12 protein-coding genes and 2 pseudogenes are annotated in these 18,060 nt (G+C 58.8%); 6 read left to right on the top strand and 8 right to left on the bottom strand.

Going from position 1 to position 18,060, the window contains the following annotated elements; all coding sequences use genetic code 11:
- Nucleotides 1–11 precede the first annotated feature (11 nt).
- Entirely contained in the window at nt 12–1,388 is a 1,377-nt protein-coding gene (locus CPJ18_RS22825; protein WP_245445469.1) for a hypothetical protein, read from the top strand.
- Between the two features lie 75 nt (nt 1,389–1,463).
- Here the strand turns inward: CPJ18_RS22825 and CPJ18_RS22830 are convergent, their stop codons facing one another.
- Both CPJ18_RS22830 and CPJ18_RS22835 read right to left on the bottom strand, forming a co-directional pair.
- Nucleotides 1,464–2,081: an RES family NAD+ phosphorylase gene (locus tag CPJ18_RS22830; protein ID WP_103660110.1), complete on the bottom strand. Its 618-nt coding sequence runs from the start codon at nt 2,079–2,081 to the stop codon at nt 1,464–1,466.
- Nucleotides 2,082–2,744, bottom strand: a complete 663-nt coding sequence (locus tag CPJ18_RS22835; protein WP_103660111.1) for an XRE family transcriptional regulator — start codon at nt 2,742–2,744, stop codon at nt 2,082–2,084.
- Nucleotides 2,745–3,360: 616 nt separating this feature from the next.
- On the opposite strand from CPJ18_RS22835, the gene CPJ18_RS22840 reads away from it, so the two are divergent.
- Nucleotides 3,361–4,533 carry a type II toxin-antitoxin system HipA family toxin gene (locus tag CPJ18_RS22840; RefSeq protein ID WP_103660112.1) on the top strand — a complete coding sequence of 391 codons (1,173 nt, stop codon included), beginning with the start codon at nt 3,361–3,363 and terminating at the stop codon, nt 4,531–4,533.
- Nucleotides 4,509–5,540, top strand: a complete 1,032-nt coding sequence (locus CPJ18_RS22845) for a helix-turn-helix domain-containing protein (protein WP_103660113.1) — start codon at nt 4,509–4,511, stop codon at nt 5,538–5,540. Before CPJ18_RS22840 ends, CPJ18_RS22845 begins: the two co-directional genes overlap by 25 nt.
- 290 nt (nt 5,541–5,830) lie before the next feature.
- Here the strand turns inward: CPJ18_RS22845 and CPJ18_RS27660 are convergent.
- Both CPJ18_RS27660 and CPJ18_RS22855 read right to left on the bottom strand, forming a co-directional pair.
- Nucleotides 5,831–6,081 (bottom strand): annotated as a pseudogene (locus CPJ18_RS27660) (hypothetical protein); the annotation flags it as partial.
- 267 nt (nt 6,082–6,348) lie between these two features.
- A pseudogene (locus CPJ18_RS22855) lies at nt 6,349–7,549 on the bottom strand (IS256 family transposase).
- 732 nt (nt 7,550–8,281) lie between these two features.
- Here CPJ18_RS22855 and CPJ18_RS22865 point away from each other — a divergent pair.
- Nucleotides 8,282–9,919: a carboxylesterase/lipase family protein gene (locus tag CPJ18_RS22865; protein ID WP_103660115.1), complete on the top strand. Its 1,638-nt coding sequence runs from the start codon at nt 8,282–8,284 to the stop codon at nt 9,917–9,919.
- Nucleotides 9,920–10,016: 97 nt separating this feature from the next.
- Here the strand turns inward: CPJ18_RS22865 and CPJ18_RS22870 are convergent, their stop codons facing one another.
- The gene (locus CPJ18_RS22870) at nt 10,017–10,922 is read right to left on the bottom strand and encodes a LysR family transcriptional regulator (protein ID WP_103660116.1); all 906 of its coding nucleotides are present in this window, start codon (nt 10,920–10,922) and stop codon (nt 10,017–10,019) included.
- A 114-nt stretch (nt 10,923–11,036) separates the two neighbouring features.
- Between CPJ18_RS22870 and CPJ18_RS22875 the strand changes: the two genes are divergently transcribed.
- Together CPJ18_RS22875 and CPJ18_RS22880 are read left to right on the top strand one after the other, a co-directional pair.
- Nucleotides 11,037–12,350 carry an MFS transporter gene (locus CPJ18_RS22875; protein ID WP_197710914.1) on the top strand — a complete coding sequence of 438 codons (1,314 nt, stop codon included), beginning with the start codon at nt 11,037–11,039 and terminating at the stop codon, nt 12,348–12,350.
- Nucleotides 12,347–13,480, top strand: a complete 1,134-nt coding sequence (locus CPJ18_RS22880) for a mandelate racemase/muconate lactonizing enzyme family protein (protein ID WP_103660118.1) — start codon at nt 12,347–12,349, stop codon at nt 13,478–13,480. Before CPJ18_RS22875 ends, CPJ18_RS22880 begins: the two co-directional genes overlap by 4 nt.
- A 473-nt stretch (nt 13,481–13,953) precedes the next feature.
- Here the strand turns inward: CPJ18_RS22880 and CPJ18_RS22890 are convergent, their stop codons facing one another.
- From CPJ18_RS22890 to CPJ18_RS22900, 3 genes are all read right to left on the bottom strand, one after another.
- The gene (locus tag CPJ18_RS22890; RefSeq protein WP_103660119.1) at nt 13,954–15,348 is read right to left on the bottom strand and encodes a neutral/alkaline non-lysosomal ceramidase N-terminal domain-containing protein; all 1,395 of its coding nucleotides are present in this window, start codon (nt 15,346–15,348) and stop codon (nt 13,954–13,956) included.
- A gap of 125 nt (nt 15,349–15,473) precedes the next feature.
- Entirely contained in the window at nt 15,474–17,219 is a 1,746-nt protein-coding gene (locus CPJ18_RS22895; protein ID WP_103660120.1) for a carboxylesterase/lipase family protein, read from the bottom strand.
- A 72-nt stretch (nt 17,220–17,291) separates the two neighbouring features.
- Nucleotides 17,292–18,038, bottom strand: coding sequence for an HD domain-containing protein (locus tag CPJ18_RS22900; protein ID WP_153367015.1), 747 nt, complete (start codon nt 18,036–18,038; stop codon nt 17,292–17,294).
- Nucleotides 18,039–18,060: the final 22 nt, after the last annotated feature.

An 18,060-nucleotide genomic window follows, 5' to 3' on the forward strand; every position in this document is an offset into this window, starting at 1 on the left:
GAAAAAGATGCATGAAGATGCCAAAACGGAAACTATCCAGGGAAGAACTCTTCGCCCTCGTATGGGAGAAACCGACCAGCGAGATCGCCAAGGAACTTGGCCTTTCGGACGTGGCGATCGGTAAACTCTGCACCAAGCTGCAGGTCCCAAAGCCGCCTCGCGGTTATTGGGCCCGCATGCAAGCCGGGCAGCGACCACGCCGACCGGCCCTGGTTGCTTTCCGCGAGGAACTCGACACCAAGCGACGCGACGAGTTGCGTGCGAAAACAGCAGAATCGCTTTCGAAACTGCAGCGCCAGTTCCTCGAAATGGCGTTGTCGGATATGAACAATCGGGGCGCCGGTATCGCTTCACCGCCAGGGGCCAAACCGCTCGCCAATCTCGATCGCGATGTGGCAGCACAGATCCTGCTGCTCATTCAAGGCCGGGCACAGGCCTGGGTCGAAGACGGTCGCATCGCCACGCGATGGGGACCGTCTGTTCGCAACAGCGTTGCCAAACTCGTTGAGCGCCTATTGCCAATGGCGCGGCAGCAACTCGTGGTATTCGAGACCGAGAGCAAACGAACATCGTTCATGGCGGACGGGCCGGTGATCTTTGTCCGTCTGACAGTGCCGTTGCAGGAGCGGATTGCCGCCCTTTCGGCGATGGTCAGGGATCAAGAACTCCAGCATGTGGTGATGCCGCTGACGGCGGCAGATCACGCTTGGTCGACGCACCACCTCTATTCCCCGGAATCGCACTTGTTCCTGGATAGTTGGCTTTGTGTCTCGGCTCGCGAGATCTGGGTGGAATGGAACCGCAAGTCCTGGCGCGAGGAAGAGCCGCCCGAGCGGCATGCGACCAACAGGATCGGCCTGCGGGAGGTGATGCCGGTCGACTTCTTGTCCACTTCCAACAAGGTGCTCTCGCCGGTCGTTTCGAGGGTGGCAATCACGCCCTATGCGGACCGGCTTCGCGCCCTGCAAGAGGCGGAACGGGTCCACGAGATGATGAGCACCGCCGCTTACGCAATGCAGAGGGAGGTCCCGGGAGAAATCCTTTCGGTCGTAGATCGCCTGTGGTTTGGGGAAGAACGTCCCTTTCAAGCCGCGCGCGACGCGTTCCGCCATGTCGAAACAGAACTGGAGCGATGGGATACCGAACTCGAAGCGGAACGATCAGCGCTTGCCCGGTCCATCCTTGGAATCGTGCCTGGAGACATCGTTACGTCCGAAAGCCGCGGGAAACTGTTGCGGCTGTCGGTTACGGGCGTAACGCTGTATTCCGGCGGCAGCAGCGTCAGCTTCATGGTGTCGGGAATTCGGTTTCGAAAGGACGGCACGCTGGGCAAGCTGCAGGAAACGCTGAATTTGTCGTTCACCGACGAGAAGCACGCTCGAAGATGATGCCGTCAATGCCGGACGAACGCAGGCTCCTCAACCGAACCGGCTTGAACGAGCAGCACTCAAACCGACAATGTTTCAAGGGAAATCAACGAGACTCACACGCAGGTCATTGATGACCGCGGCGAGCCCTGGTGCGCCGATCAGTGGCACAACCCGGGCCGGCGCCAGCTTGGGGACGGCACGCTCGAAGACAGCTATATTTGTGTGGCCGTTCAGGCGAGATGGATAGATGATGCCGTCGGGAAGCGCCCGGTGCTCGTGGAAAGCCAGCGCCCAGGAGCGCGCCAGGCTCTGACGCGAGGATTTCGCAACGTCCGTCGGAACTCCCATCCTGATGGCGTGATCGTCGCGCAGGTCAACAAGGCTGAGGTCTGAGATCGTCTCGACCTCAGCGTAGCACCGCGCATAGATCTCTTTTTCTTCAATCGGAAGATCGCCGACAAGACCGTCGCGGCGATCACGCAGGACCGCTTCGAGGAAGCAGACCTTGAGTGTTTCGCCCAGATAAAGAACGCCGAAGCGCTTCGTTGCATCACGTCGGCGCGGGTCGCTGAAACGGCTCGCCGTCTTTCCAAATCCCAGCGGGTCCGGAAAGGTGCTTGCGTAGATCCGGCCAAAGCGACGCCCTGACGGAATCTTTTCGATATCGAGCGGCTGACGCTCGAAACCGGCTGGCGGCTTGATACCAGCCATTTAGCGGAAGTCACCGCGGGTAATGCCCTCGGCTGCGGCGATCACGTCGCTATCCCGGCCCCGCTTCAGGCCGTCGAGCCCGGTGCGACCGTCAAGCGCACCGTGGGGCGAAACAAGAAAGCGGTAAACGGCCCAGGCACCCGCCAGGATCTCGTGCAATTTCGAAAGCGCCGCATAGGGCCGGCCGTCCTGATCAAGTTGCCAGGCTGGAAACCGGAACCCTCGCTTAGCGCCATCCAGGCCGAGCACCTGGCCGTTTTGACGCTTTGTATTGACCGTGACCCGCGAAACGCCAAGAAGGTCTGAAAAGGCGTCGGCGCTGAGCATATCGTCTTCGCTGAGTATCTCTGCAACACGGCGATGGCCGCGCTCTCGTGCGGAGGACAAGGCTGCCTTGAGTTCGTCGTCCGGTTCGCCAGCCTCTTCGACCGGATACGCACCGTCGCCAACCAGCGGGTCTTCCTCGACGATCGAAATTGTCTGCGCTCCGGCGCGCGGATCCACGACGACGCGGAAACTCACCTGATGGCCAGCCTTCTGGCTCAGTTGCACCGCCTTGGTATACTGGTTGAGCAACGCTTTTTCGAAATCGGCCTTGCGGGGCAGCTTCATCGATAGAGCGATATTGGGAGTTTCGCTTGCTGACGTTTTTGTGAGGGGCATAACAATCAACCTTTCGAAAATGAATTTAACCAGTTGCTATCATCTCGTCAAGTTCGTTAAGTTAGTAAAGGAAATTAGTTGTTCAACCTTGTGTGTTTCGCACAGAGCCTATCGCCTTGAACAGCCTCGGACAGGCGACCCTGCAATTAGAGGAGATCTATCGAGCTGAAATTCCTCACCAACGGACGTCGTTTGTCTCATCTGGCTGACAGGGCCGCAAGCGGTCCAGATGATGGTAGCAATGAGCGCAGATAGCCGCCAACAATAACGTAGCAACGATGCTACCAGGTACGCCTTAATCAGATGGCAGTCGTGGCGCTAACCTGTGTTCACCCTAAAGATTGAAGTACACGTGTATCCAGCGCTCAATGACTTGGGTAGAGAGGTTTGCCTCAACAGGGCCACTTTAGCTTGCTTAGAATTCAGCTATACCTTCTTCTCTTGACGAAAATCCTACGTTGGCCAACCGAAATGATCAAATAACTAAATTCTAGGCGCAAGCTTCCAGAAAACAATCTATGACTTGATTTTCTCTAGATAATCTTCAATATGCCATTTATAGATTGATAATTGGTGCCTTTTCGTGCCAAGCCAAGCTCTCATGGAGGTCTGATTAATGCCACTCCGCACTGCCGACATTTTATTTAAGGAAGAGGTGGCCGGCACCCTTACGGAGACCGCAGCAGGAGGGACACGCTTTTCTTACAATGCCGACTGGCAAAAGGGTGATATCGCCTGCAGTCTGCCCTCGACAAAGCGCGAACACGACTGGGCGGTGGGGCTGCATCCCTATTTCCAGCACCTTGGTCCTGAAGGCTGGTTGCGCGAAGAGCAAGCTCGCTCAGCGCACGTGGTCGAAGAAGACGATCTCGGACTGCTCCTCCGCTACGGCGCAGACTGCATCGGAGCCGTCGGCGTTAGCCCACCTGAAGGGTCCGCAGATCTTCCTGAGATAACGGAGGCGACGGCCAGTCCCGGTCGCACGGTATCCGGCGTGCAAAAGAAGCTGCTCGTCACTAAGGATGCCAAGGGTGAGTTTGTTCCGGCAAAGGCTACAGGCTCGGCTGAATATATCGCTAAGTTCAATTCCGAGAAGATCACCAGTCTTGTGCGCAATGAAGCGCTTAGCCTTCGATGGACGGCGGCCGTCCTCGGCCCAAGCGAAGTGACTGCATTTCAGATGTCCTATATAGCAGCTATCGATGAGACCGGGCTTATCGTTACGCGTTTCGATAGAACGGCAAAGGGCGAGAAGCTCCGACTTGAAGATTGCGCGCAGATTCTCGTCAAACCCAAGGGGCAGGACTATGGCGGCAAATATGACGCCGCTTACGAGGATGTGGCCGAAATCATTCGCCAGCACTCATCTCGCGCGCAGATCGATCTGTATCGATTTTTTAACCGTCTGGTCCTGTTCGCGCTCATCGGTAACTGCGACGGACATCTGAAGAATTTCTCGCTCCTGGAGACTGCGAGTGGCCTGCGTCTTTCCCCAGCCTATGACGTTGTGAATACCGCATTTTATGACGGATTCGACCAGACCTTGGCGCTATCGTTTGGCGGTGAGAGGGTTCAATTAGAAGATGCCGACCAGGGGCTTTTTCGTAACTTTGGCAAGGCGATCGGCTTACCTGAATCAGCCGTTAACCAGGCGTTCAAAAAGTTGAAGCGTCAGGTTGCGAAGGCCGCACCAATCATCCAGCCGCCCGATGCCGAGCCGCCGGATGGTTTCATGAACAGGTTCAAAGAGATTGTGGACAACGCATGTTTGAGAATACTGGAAGCATAGCGCCGCTCTCCTGGCAGCGCATCGTCGAGGAAGCTTTGCGTCGACGCAAGGCCGAGGGTCTCACCCAGAAGGACCACTTAGCGCTTGCGGGCGTAAGCTATCCGACGATGGCGGCCTTCGAACGTGGCGACACGACACTGACGCTGGCAAAAGCTCTCGACATCCTGCGGGTCATCGGTCTTGTCGACGAGCCTGCGGAGGGGGATGCTCAGTCGCGCTTTGTCCGTCAGGCGTCAGAGCGTTGGCGGCATCTGACCACACCCCTTCCAACGGACTCACCTGCACGGTTCCCGAATGGCTTTTATCGGATTGACTATTGGCTCGAAGGTGACCTGAAAATCCCCGATCTGGGTGCCTTCGAACGCATTCTTGAAAAGGCAGTGGTCCGAAAAACAGGATGGCCGCCATTCTTCCTGCCAACGCGCGAAGAGTTTGGAGCCCGTGAGATCGACGGGGTCATCGAGTGCTGGCTTGCGCCGCAAAGCAACGATTTTGAACGCGGCTTCAGCGATCCTGCCCATTGCGATTTTTGGCGAGCCGCCCCGGCCGGCAACATGTTTTTGATCCGGGGTTATCAGGAAGACAGTAACGAGACGTTTCCAGCCGGGAGCATCCTCGACACGACGCTTCCCCTATGGCGCATGGGCGAAGTTCTGTTGCACGCGGAACGACTGGCATCGTTGCTCAAACGGGAGCTAGACAGCGTCGTCACGATCCATTTTCGCGCGATGTACACAGGTCTAACCGGTCGGGTGCTTCGCTCATGGGCAAACCCCTTAAGTGAGATGCTCATTGAAGGCTACGCGGCACGAAGCGACGAGGCAGTACTGGAAACCTCTCTCTCGTCAGACGATGTCGAAGGCAGGTTAGCCGAAATTCTTCTGCCCTTGCTCGCGTCCCTCTTTGACAGGTTCGGCATAGCGGGGCTTTCACACGGCCGCGTTGATTCCGAGGTGCAGCGATTGCTCAACAGCCCTACCAGGTGGGAGCGGCGGCCCCCAGCATAATCGGCGAGACCGCGCATCATAGCCACTGAGCGACCTCTTTCTTCGACCAAAGCTGGTATGAAATCAGCCCCGCAGGACAATATAATAGGATTCCGCGGCCCAATCGAGCGTTCTTTGCAGACTCATCGGCTGTTTTGAGGTCGGGAAAAAAGCCGAGCCCTAAAAAGTGGCGGGACGGAATGTATGTTTCAGTGAAATTGTTTGATGTCGTCAACGAGTAGATGAAGAGACATTGCGGCCTGTCATTTTTGGCTCTGACGCCTTCCACGTTTGCACCTGGCAGCTGATATCATTTGCCTGAGCGCGACCTCCGGCTCCTGCTGCTCGGCGATCGTTGCCATCTCGCGTTCGGCGGCTGCAGCAAAGAGGGGGTAGAGGTTCATCAAGCAAGGCCTAATAACGCATAGCGTGTCACGGCGCTCAAGCCTTAGGCTTGGGGAATAGGCGTCGGCCTGGGCGATTTGGACGAGTACTTGCGTTGGCACACCGGAACGGCACCACATATGTCAACGGAGATGAAATTGCTGTTCATTCGTGCGGCCTAAGCGCAATCCCCTCGATCAGTTCCGGCAAGCGAGTTCAGTGCTCTGAACCCATGGCATTCAATAAACTACCTGTGATTGATTTAGTGTCTTGTATAATTCAGTTCCTTAAGCCATTAAATGCGGCCGTGGGGAAACATTCGGCACTTAGGCTCAAGTCTAGAAGTCGTTGGGGGTATATTGACTACACGATATCCGATCGTGTCCCGTGGCGTGGTGTAGCTCTCTGCCAGCCACGGCTTATTCCGGCTCGGCCGGAGAGAATATCAGCGGGCCACGGCAGGCAAGCTGATGAGGGGATCATCGCTTATTTGGACGATTGTTTCCAGCGTCATATAACGGGATCGCTGGACCGCCCATTCGTCATTCTGTTCGAGCAGCAGAGCGCCGACAAGACGGATGATGGCATCCTCGTTGGGAAAGATGCCGATGACCTCGGTGCGTCGTTTGATCTCGCCGTTCAAACGCTCAATGGGATTGGCCGAGTGGAGCTTGGCCCAATGCTGCTTGGGAAAAGTCATGTAGGCCAGCACATCGTTCTCGGCATTGTCCATCAGATGAGCGAGTTTGGGGACCTTGGGCCTGATCTGATCGGCGACGCTGCGCCACTGGGTGCTGGCCGCTTCCGGCGTTTCCTGTGCGAACGCCGTGGCAATGAAAGCGGAGAAGACGCGCCCCCCACTCTTTCCCGCATGCGCCAAGGCATTGCGCATGAAGTGAACCCTGCAACGCTGCCAGGTCGCATTCAGCACCTTGCTGACGGCCGTCTTGATGCTCTCGTGGGCATCCGAGACGACGAGCTTTACGCCTCTCAACCCTTGACGGGTCAGCTTGCGCAGGAATTCCGTCCAGATCGGCCCGGCCTCGGACGTGCCGATTTCCAGCCCCAGCACTTCCCGGCGTCCATCCGTTTTAGCACCGACGGCAATGATGGCCGCCACGGATACGATGCGGCCATCATTGCCTTACTTTGAGGTAGGTGGCATCGATCCAGATGTACGGCCATTCGCCCTCGATGGGGCGATCGAGGAAGGCTTTGACCTTGATGTCGATCTCCTCGCAAAGCCGCGACACCTGGCTCTTCGAGATGCCAGACATGCCCATGGCCTTGACCAGATCATCGACAGAACGTGTCGAGATGCCTTGGATGTAGGCTTCCTGGATGACGGCCGTCAGAGCTTTTTCGGCCATGCGACGCGGCTCAAGGAAGCTTGGGAAATAACTGCCGGTCCGTAGCTTTGGAATCCGCAGCTCCACGGTGCCTGCCCGCGTTTCCCAATCGCGGTCGCGATAGCCGTTGCGCTGGGCGAGACGAAGCGCAATCTTCTCGCCATAGCCCGCACCAGTCGTAGCGCCAACTTCCACGGCCATGAGCTTCTCGGCGGCAAAGCCGATCATCTCGCGCAGCAAATCGGCATCGGCGCTCTTCTCAACAAGCGAGCGCAGGTTCATCATATCGTTGGTCATCGGTGGTGTCCTTCAGGTTGGTCATAAGCAACCCGACCCTATCGGAAATCACCGATGGCTATGAAACCAAGCTACACCACGCGCTGGGACACGATCCGGATGAGAGAAACGGCGGGCGATCGAGCATGCTACTGCCCGATTTACCTATGAGTGGCGCAGCCGTCGGAAAAACACACGTTAAAAGATCGTAATGTGGCGGTCGAGAGCTCGGGGACTTGAGGTATTTTTCAGGCGGAAGAATACCGTGAGAACTTTTTCCTGCAGATGTATTTCAACGAACAAGTGCAGGACTGCGCGTGCTTTGATTTGCTACTTCATGCTCCGGCCGCCTAGCACAGCGAACGAAACCGTTCTCATTGAAAATTCCTATGGGTTTTGCCAAGCATTTCCGATTGGACAAGATTGGCGCGTCGTCCAAGATGGCGATGGAAAGAATGGAGGCTTTCCGTGCTCGGCTTGGGAGGGTCGCACATCATCTTTTTTAGATTGCTATTGAACAGCTGGTGGATCGTGGCCTGTCTGCATTGCGAGGCCGACATTCGTTCATTCGGCCCGCGATTGTATAGGAGCGCTGTTGTCGATGACACCTGCCCCTTGTCGGCCTGAATCCAGATAACTGCGAGACGGCACGAGTAAGCTGGTCGTTTCACCTCATCTTACACGTTCAGGACAGCAAATTTTCGGCGCCTGATGTTGACCAATAACTACTGATCACTGGAACGGGAGGATACTATGAGATCACTAAAAGACTACGCATCGACCCTGCTGCTTGGCATCGCTCTATCAGCGGGCTGCAGCGCCTTGGGTCATGCTTCCGATGATAGCTACGTCGCCACGGCCGGTGAAGCCGTCGTCAAGACGGCTCAGGGCGAGCTTCAGGGTTTTCGCGATCGCGGCGTCTATACCTTCCGCGGCGTTCCTTACGCCAAGGCGGCGCGTTTCATGGCTCCGACGGCGCCAGATGCATGGAGTGGGATCAGGCTCGCTACCAACTATGGTGCCGTCTGCCCGGTACCGGAGATGACAGCGGTCTCAACCGACGAGCAGTTCAATCCCCACCGGTATCTGCCGGCGAGCGAAAATTGCCAGTCGTTGAATATCTGGACACCGGAGGCAAGCGGCGAAAAGAAGCGTCCTGTGCTGGTCTTTCTGCATGGCGGCGGTTTTACCAACGGATCGTCGATCGAAGGCGAGGGTTATGATGGCCGGAATTTCGCCGATCTCGGTGATGCGGTCGTCGTGACGCTCAACCACCGTCTGAACGTTCTGGGTGCGCTCGATCTGAGCGCCTTTGGTGACCGTTACAAAGCATCCTCCAACCCAGGCATGCGCGACATTGTTGCCGCGCTGCAATGGGTACACCAGAACATCAACATGTTCGGGGGCGATCCGGCCAATGTCACGATCATGGGTCAGTCGGGCGGCGGCGGCAAAGTCCGCACGCTGATGGGGATTGCTGATGCCAAGGATCTGTTTGCCAAGGCGATCGTCATGAGCGGAACCGGATCGAGTGCAGCGAACCCGAAAGATGTTTCTACCGCCATCGCCAAGCACACGCTCGAAAATCTGGGACTGACGGCGGAAACCGTGGCGCAGATCGAAACCACACCCTATCCGGCGCTGCTTGCGGCCAGTATGAAAGCGCTGAAACAGACCGAGGCCGACGGGCTCGGCAAGGCCATCAGTTGGCGTCCGAGTGTCGACGGCTCCTTCATTCCGGCCGATCCCGTCACCGAGGGCTGGCAGAAATATTCCAGCGACAAACCCCTGATGATCGGCAACGTCATGGAGGAGACCACCACGGTCATCGGCAACAACAACTCCGCGCTCTATGCCGACAACTGGACCAAATGGAGCAAGGATCAGGTGCTGTCGAAGCTGACTGAGAAATTCGGAACCAAGGCGCAGGGCATTGCCGACGCCTGGCAGGCTGCCTATCCACGCGACCCGCTGTCGCGGGTCCTGGTCTTCGCCAATGCCACCCGAACCGGGGTTCTGGGCGCGGCAGACGTGAAGGTCAAATCGGGCGCTGCACCTGTCTTCGTCTATCTCTACAAATGGAACCCGCCAGTCCTCGATGGCATTGCCGGCGCGTGGCATGTCTCCGATGTTCCCATGGCCCTCTACAATGCCGATCGCACACCGCAGTCGTTTGGCGGCGGCGAGGCCGCACGGTCGATGTCGTTCGATATGGCCCGCTCCTGGATCAACTTCATGCGGACGTCGAACCCCTCGAATCCCGGGATTCCGGACTGGACATCCTATACGCCGGAAAACGGCGCAACGATGCTGTTCGACGACTACAGCATTCTCGGACGCCAGCACGACAAGGCCTTGCTCGAGCTGATGGGAAATCCGAACAAGTCGTGATCAGTAAAGGCTGGCGCCCCACAAGGCGCCAGCTTCACGCTCGGCCGGACGTCGAATTTCTCGTGACATAAGCGGCTCAAAACCGCGCAAGCGACGCTCACATGCCGAGGACCAGATAATCCATCCGCTCAAGGACTTTCGCGGTCACCGTTTCAAAGGCCGATATTTTCGGGTCGACCACGCCCCGGCGGGATGCCGTGAACAGCCGGCCGTTTTCAATCCGCGGGTTGGAGGCCAACAGCTGCATCGTTCCTTCACCGACGTGACGCGCCGCCATTCTGACCGGCAGGACCGCACAGCCCAGCCCTGAAGCCACCAGTTCGGCAATCACGGCAACACTGGTGCAACTGCTGACATTGGCGGGCTGCATCCCGGCATTGGCGAACCAGTAGGTCATCTGCCGGTACATCGCGGACGGCGATGGATTGCAGATGATCGCCCTGTCCCAAATGTCTTTTGGCGCGACGGCGCCGTCGATCTTCCAGATGGAAGGCGCGACCCAACTGGTCGGTTGTGACCCAAGCGGCTTGAGCGCCAGTCTTTCGTGCCCGATCGGACTGAGGAGAACGGCGACGTCGAGCCCATCGTCGACCAGGGCCGACTCCAGCGTCGTGCTGGTGGAGACGACCCATTCCGGCACCAGCGCCGGGTGGTCCTGCAGCAGGCCGGCAAGCAGTGGCGCCAGGCAGTTGACCGCAAATCCCTCCGCCAGACCGACCCGGATCGTCCCGGCAATCCCCTCGCCTGCCGCAGGCTCATGGATGGCCCTGATCTGCGCCATGATCGCGGTGGCACGCGGCAGAAAGGCCCGACCCTCTGCTGTCAGCACCATGCCCTTGCTCGACCTTTGCAGCAAGTCGCTGCCGACGGCGTCGCGCAAATCTTTCAATCGCAGCGAGATCGACGGCTGGGCCAGATGCAGATGATTAGCCGCCCGTTGCGCAGAGCCCAGCTCGACCGTCCAGAAGAATGCTTCGATCTGCGCTAGAGTTATCCGCGACATTGGAAATTCCTATATTATTCCGCTCAGAAAACTCATTTGGTTTGTCAAAGTCAATAACGCATAACGCTATGTGGAGCGTGACCGGTCGGGAGCCGGCGCATGGAGGAGAGCAAGATGGACGAGCGTAAAGACATTATCTCCAAGGCGGCGCGGCGCATCCTGCCGATCTTGATGCTGTGTTACTTCGCGGCCTTTCTCGATCGCGTCAATATCGGCTTTGCCGCACTGACGATGAACAAGGACCTCGGCTTTTCAGCTTCGGCCTTTGGTTTCGGGGCCGGTATTTTCTTTCTCGGTTACGTGCTCTGCGAACTGCCGAGTAACCTGATCCTGGCACGCGTCGGTGCGCGCCGTTGGATCGCGCGCATTCTGGTCAGCTGGGGCATCCTTTCGGCCGCCACGGCCTTCGTGTGGAGCCCGTCAAGCTTCTATATTGTTCGAATTCTGCTCGGCGCCGCGGAAGCCGGGTTCTTCCCCGGCATGATCTTCTATATGACGCTCTGGTTTCCCAAGGCCTATCGCGCCCAGATGTTTGCAACCTTCAACATTGCCGTTCCGCTTGCCTCGATGATCGGCGCCCCGGCATCCGGCCTGATCGTCGAGCACCTAAACGGCGTCGGCGGGCTTTTCGGCTGGCAGTGGATGTTTTTGATCGAAGCGCTTCCGGCTATCATCATGGGCCTGGTCGTGTTGTTCTGCTTGCCCGATTCACCAACGACCGCGACATTCCTGACCCCGAAAGAGCAAGATTGGCTGGTGTCGCGCCTTGATGGCGAGCGCCAGACGCAAGAAACGGTCGAGCACTTTTCGGTTCCCAAGGCGCTGTTCGATCCGCGCGTGCTGTTGATGTGCTTCATCGCCGTCGGACTGGTCATGGGTACCACGGGGATCGCTATCTGGATGCCGCAGTTCATCAAGCAGTTCGGCCTGAGCAATCTGCAAACCGGCTGCGTGACCGCCATTCCGGCGCTGTTCACCGTTTTGGCGATGATCCTGGTCGGTCGCCATGCCGACAAGACGGGCGAGCGGGTGTGGCACGCAGCCGGACCGTTCCTCGCCAGCGCTGTCGGCTTTGCGCTCGCAGCCTTTTCCAGCAATCCGATCTTCGGACTGATTGGCCTGACGATCGGTGCTGCGGGCATTGGCGGCGCATCTCCGAATATCTGGATCTTCCCATCGACGCTGCTCACCGGCACAGCCGCGGCAGCCGGCATCGCGCTGATCAATTCGGTCGGCAGCACAGGCGGGTTTTTCGGCCCGTCGGTCATCGGTTGGGTGCGCGATGCCACCGGCAGTTTTCAAGGGTCGCTGCTGTTTCTGTCGATTTCCATGGCGATCACCGCCGTCGCCATCCTGGTTCTCGGTCGCAGCATGAAAGAGCTGCTGCGGCCCAAACCCGAACTTGGCCAAACGCGAGCAGCTTCATGAATATCACGCATGTCAAACTTCACCTTCTCTCTGCCCCGCTTTCGGAACCGATCGGCAATGCCCTGATGTTCTTTGCCAGCCGCGACACGCTTCTGGTGGAGATCGTTGCAGAGAGCGTGTCTGGCTGGGGCGAGGCCTGGGTTTCGCCTGCAGCGGCAGCAAAGCTGATCGAGAGCAACCTCGCCGGCTGCGTTCTCGGCCAGAATCCATCGCATATCGGCCGTCTCTGGCAACAGATGCGCGAGGCCGCCGGCGGCGACGCCGGCATGGCGGCAGTGGCTGCCATGGATATGGCTCTGCACGATCTGATGGCACGCCTTTATGGCGTACCGCTGTCGACATTGCTGGGCGGCGCCCTGCGCGACACCGTCGCTGCCTATGCCAGCGGACCATTCTTCAAGCCGGAAGGCCACCCGTATCGCGACTTCAAGCGTGAGATTGACGGCTACGTCACCCAGGGATTTCAGGCGTTCAAACTGCGCAGCGGCTTCAATCCGGTCGATGATGCCGCCGCCGCCATCTCCGCGCGACAGCAGATCGGCAAGACCGCAGCGCTGATGATCGATTTCAACCAGTCCGTCACCCCGCGCAATGCGATTGCCACCGCAATCCGGATGGAGGAGGCAGACCTACTCTGGATCGAGGAGCCGGCAAGCCCGCAGGATCTGCACGGCTATGACCTTGTTGCCGGGCACATCAAGCCGGCGATTGCGGGCGGTGAGACTTTTCGCTCCGCCGCGGCATTCCTGCCGTTCCTGACGCGCGGGTCTCTCGATGTCCTGCAGCCCGACATTGCCATCTGCGGCGGCCTGACCGGCGTCGGCCGGGTGGCAGCGCTGGGCGAGCTCTTTGATCGTCCGGTGATCCCGCATGTCTGGGGCAGCACCATCAATTTCCACGCAGCGCTGCATCTGACGGCGACGCTTTCCCCGCACCGTGCCGGCCCGGCCCAGGCCTTTCCCTATCTCGAATATGACGTCGGACCCAACCCGCTGCTGGAGCTGGCCGGACGTCCAGCCTTGAACGGAGATGGAAGCGTCACCGTGCCGACTGGACCAGGCCTTGGTATTGTAATTGATCCCAAGCTGATCGCACGCATTACTGTTGCCAGGCAGGACCTGCACAAGTGATGCTGAATGCAGCTGTCCAGCATCAAATCTTTGAATTCCGGTCACGCCGGATGCGCCAGTGCGCATCGCCACCCTGCCCCTTGAGGAGATTAACCATGAACAACCTAAAAATCACTGCAGTCATCGCATTCGCGTCGATGGCGTTGATCGGCGGCCAGTCAGGCCGCGAACATGCACAAGCCCCGCCATGAGACCCATCAGCAGAAATGCGTCGTCAAGGCGGTCAAGCACATGGTGCACGGCCATGTCGTGATCAAGAAGGAACGCGTCTGCCGTTAAAGGCATTCTGATCGCAATAGCTTCGGGTGGCCGCAGGAAACTGCGGCCACTTTTCGTTGTCGGTTCCAAAAGCGCTTCATCCGCCGTGGAAGCAATACAGGCTTTGGTTCGCACTGGCATGGCGACGCACATTGGCCTTATCTGCAGACCGCGCAGGCTAACAGATGCTCAACCACCGATTTTGACAGTTTCTGTCAGTGCTTCAGGTAGTCCGTGACCAGCCCGGAAATGCCCCCGGCAATTCCGCTTTCGGCGCAACCCGGCTTCAGCCGCGAGCCCAACACCTGAAAGCTCTGGTGGCCAAAAGACTCGTCGTCGGGAATATATCCCGAAGCAGCTTTTCCGTTGGCCAGCGTGACGAACATCGTCTTGGTCAGCGGCGACTCCTGTTTTACGCGCAGGCCGATCCGGCTGTAGATCTCGGCATTGGCCGTCGTCAGCGCCGTGTCGCCGATGCCCAGAACGCCGAGCCGGATATCGACATTCGGGCCATCCTCATATTTGCCTTCGGTGCCTTCGCGAGCATTGTCCAGCCGTTTGCGGCCAGGGCAGGACAGGATGGTCTGCTTGCCCCAGATGTCGGCGTCCGCCAACCGTCCCTCGGTGTGGCTCATCACGCGAATGACCTCTTCGCCGAGGACTATACCCAGCGCCTGCATGTAGTCGGCCATGTCGTGGGCAACCTTCTGGTCCAGCTTTCCATAGGGAACCTTGTTGTCCCGGAGCGGTGCCTCGACCGCTTCGCGTGTCAGTTCATAGCCAGTGATCTTGACGCCGGTGACGGAAGCAAGCGCATTGGTACCGGCGCGCAGCCAGCGCGGGTTCTGGTCGCCGGAGGCGCCCTGGCTGAAGACGGTGACCATCTCGTCGCCGAATGCCTGTTCGACGTGACGGCTTGTCGCATCGGAAAAATCGCCGGTCACGACACCGCTGAGATAGCCGTTCACCGGATGCATGGCATAATTGACATAGGCCGCAATCGGCTGGCCGTCCGGCTTGACAAAGGACAACACACCGACCGTCTTGTCGGACGATGCCTTCAGGTTTGCCGCCTGCGTCCAGCGGCTGGTCTGCGGGTCGATGGCATCGCGATTGACATTGAGGTCGGCGGCTCCGGTCGCGTAGCCAACCAGCGCGGGTTGCAGGTTCAACAAAGCCGTCTTCACGGCATCGGCTATGACATTGGCTGCAAAATCGTTGGCGTAACGCGGCGTGGATCCTGTCGGCGGCGGGCCAGCAGGCCTGTCGCTGTGGATATGGGTGGGCGAAATGATGATGTTTTCAACCGGGGTGCCAAGCTCGGCCGCGACCCGCTTGCTGGCATCGGCCCAGACCGGCTCTTCGATGCCGCCGAGATCGGCACCGATCAGAGCGGCCCGGGTGGTTCCGTTGTCGATGACGATCGCACGAATATAAAGCTTTTCGTGCTCATACTCGTTCATCGGCGGGTAAGCCGGATTGACCGGCGGGGTGATATCGACGCGTGCCGTTCCGACCCGCAGTTTGCCGCTAGCCGTCTCGGCCAGGACCTCGCCGGACAAACCCGTGGTCGCGACTAGTGCCGCGATCAGCAATTTGGTTGTGTTCATGATTCAATCCTTCTGTTGACGATGCATTCAGACGAGCCAACGGCCAGATGACCCGTTCGTCGAAAGCTGTCGGATAACCGCAACACCGACCAAGCGCTGCGATCTGCCAAGACGAGATGTCGCGACTATTTTGAAAGGTCAGCCGGCTTCAGACCCTGCACCTTCATCACCGCCTCCCGATTGAAACGATCACGTTCCGGATAGGGTGTCCCCTTCACCGGATAGGCGTAGCCGTCGTGGAAGCGGATAAAACTGCCACCGTCCTTGACGGTGGTTTGCGGCCATTTAGGCAGGCTGGCGCCGTTCGGATCGCCGGATTTGACGAAGTTGGCGAGATAGGACGACATTATGTCGGCCATGCGGAAGTCGGCATCCGTCCAGCTGCGCTGCCCCGGCTGATTGCGCAGCGAATTAAAGAAATACCACAGATCCGACGAATGGAATGATCCATAGAACTCCGAATCCCGTCCCGGCGGTGCGTGGTTGAAGTAGAAGGTATAGACGTTCAGGTCTTTGTTGCGAGCCTTGGCGATCTCGGCCGAAAGAATGAACCCTTGCAGATTGAAGTCCGTCCGGGCGCGCAAGGATTTTCGATAGGCGTCGCGCGGATCGGATGGGCGGTAGATGTTTTTCCAGCCGTCGTCATAGCCGATCTTCCTCATCGCCTGGCCGAGTTCGGCCGCCGTCATCGTCCTGTCGGGGCCACCTTGAAGCGAAGTGTATTCGTCTGACGTGCCGCCCATCATGATGTCAAAGCCTTCGAGCGCTCCGGGCTTCAGCAGATCGACGGACGCATCGGTAAAGACATAGCCATCGATCGTATGCTGCGCGGTGCCGTTGGTTGCCTGATGCAGGGCTTCGTACAGCTGCGTCTTTCCGTCGGTCGCCTTCTTTGCAATGAAATCCTCCGTTGGAATGGCCCTGAGGTCGGCAAGGCTCATCGGCTTGCCGAACACCTCGGCTATCCCCTTGGCATTGGCGGTCTCGCGCTCGGGGAGTTTCGACATCGGCGATGGGAAGAATCCCGTCGACCCGCTTTCGATCACCGCGCGGTGAAAAAGCTTCTTGGCAAGTGGTGAACGCAGGAGCATCGTGGTGTTGCGGGCGCCGGCGGACTGACCACCGACCGTGACATTGCGCGGATCGCCGCCAAACCCGGCAATATTGTCGCGCACCCACTGCAAGGCCTTGATTTCGTCAAGCACCGCATAATTGCCCGAAACCTTGTTCGGGCTTTCGGCCGAAAGTTCCGGAAGCGAGAGATAGCCGAGCGCGCCGGTGCGGTATTGCAAGGAGACGACGATGATCCCCTTGGCCGCGAGCTTGGAGGCATAGAACTCAATCTCGGAGGCATAGCCGTGGTGATTGCCCCCGCCATGGATCCAGACATAGACCGGCAGTTTTTCACCGGTCGTCCTGGCCGGGGTCCAGACGTTGAGATTGAGCCCGTTTTCGCTGGCCTTCGGCATAAAGGCCGGGTCGTAATAGAATTCGTCGCCCCAGAAGGCGCCCGTCGGATTGCCGTTGACGTCCTGAAGCACCTGGTCGCCCCAGCTGTCGGCGGTGCGCACGCCGTCCCAGGGCGTAACCGGCTGCGGTGGGCGGAAGCGGTTCTCGCCGCCGGTCGGCCCGGCAAAGGGCAGGCCCTTAAACACCTGCACGCCGGGCACGTCGGTGCCAACACCGCGCACCGAGCCACCTTCGATCTTTACCGTCTCGACGGCGATAGCGGATTTGGCTTGCGCGCTCATTGCCGGGACCAAAAAGATCGGCAGCACGCCGAGTGCCAGAATCGCGGTGCCGGTGCGCAGTCTCTTTGCGAAAGCGGGTCGTGTTCTGCCGCGATCGCCGTCTCTTCTATCCTGTTGCATTTTATCTCCTCCCTGTTGAAAACCGTGCTCCGAAAACTCGAGGCACCTGCATGATCGGGCACCGCCCAATTCTCATTTCGATCCGTTACCGGATCCCGTGCGACCCCTGCCGCGCCCGTGCGAAACGTGATCCATGCCGGAACTCTGTCCCACCTGATCCTCCGATCGCTGCGGACGGGCGCGCAGGTTGCCGGAGAGCGCGCCAAGCGACTCCGGCGTGATCAGGCCCAGGGCCCCCGCGACATGCCACCAGCCGTGATCGGCCTGGCGAACAATGGTGCATTCCGCACTCACGCCCATGTGCAGCCCCTCAAGTGAATGGCCGACCGCGATATGCGCGACTTCTTCCGGAAGGCCGACCATCAGACAGACATGCATGCCGAACACCGAATGCCGGAATGTCGGCGCACCGGATTGCGCGGGACACTCCGCCCAGCGCTTTCGGTTGGCGGGATCGAATTCGTAGGGCTTGCCGACATCGTGACAGGCCGCCCCGGCCAGGAGAATGCTCCAGTCGATCTGCGTCTGCGGATAGGCCTGCTCGAATTCCAATGCGATAGCGCGGGTGTAGCGCATCACACCGCGGATATGATCGGCCTGCGTTCCCTGAACGAGCACAGGCGCGCCGGGATTGCCTTCTGGCGGGATCTCGGTGATGCGCGAAAAATCGGAACAGCAGAGCGCATAGCTCCAGGCCTCCACCACCTTGTCCTGCATGTCGATGTCCGGGATGAGCGCGATCTCCGGAAAATCACTGATCACCATTTTCCGTATCGCGTCGGTAATCGGTCGTCTTGGGGTGGCGTAGTGGTAGGTCATCTCGGTTCCAGTCGCTGTCAAC

The organism is Agrobacterium rosae, assembly GCF_002915175.1.
GTDB lineage: Bacteria > Pseudomonadota > Alphaproteobacteria > Rhizobiales > Rhizobiaceae > Agrobacterium > Agrobacterium rosae.